Source organism: Flavobacterium sp. ASW18X, assembly GCF_005144745.1.
Classification (GTDB): Bacteria; Bacteroidota; Bacteroidia; order Flavobacteriales; family Flavobacteriaceae; genus Croceivirga.
Genome location: NZ_SWKK01000069.1, coordinates 1 through 573 on the forward strand (window position 1 = coordinate 1; position 573 = coordinate 573).

Below are 573 nucleotides of genomic sequence, written 5' to 3' on the forward strand. Positions count from 1 at the left end.
ATTTTTCCGTTCTGTTTGGCGTTAGTGCACAGCTGACGAACGGGACACCCTTTACAGGCCTTGGTTTTGTACTGTTTAAAGTAGTAATTCCTTGCCTTGTACCAACTGCCATTGGAAGTAAGGGTATGACCTTGTGGGCAGGTGTAGCAATCGGTATTGGTATCATAGTCAAAGTGTTCTGCATTGTAACTAGGGTCAGGAGCCTGTGAACTCCTGCCTATTTCAGGAATGGCCACCAGGGTAGCTATGCCTAAGTCATGTGCTATTTTAAACTCACTCCCAGTATGGTATCCCTTATCAAAGAGGGCTGTAAAACCATTGCTTCTCAAAATACTTTTAGAACGCCTAAGCATTATACCCATGGCTTTTTTATCATTTTCAGCGGTGAGTTTACCATCTATCAAAAGCTTATGTTTCTCATCGACCATGGTCTGGGCTGTATAGGATACCTCGGTAATGCTTCCACGAACTATTTGATGCCTACTATCAGGGTCAGCGGTAGAAATTTGGGGGTTTTCAGAACTGTTGTCTTCTTGGAGTCGCTGGGCTAGAACTTCGTACTTTTTGCGTTGA

General features: G+C 43.8%; 1 protein-coding gene. It reads right to left on the reverse strand.

The features are described from left to right. The coding region (locus tag FBT53_RS15990) for a transposase (protein WP_169630390.1) at positions 1 to 573 on the reverse strand (573 nt) is incomplete at both ends.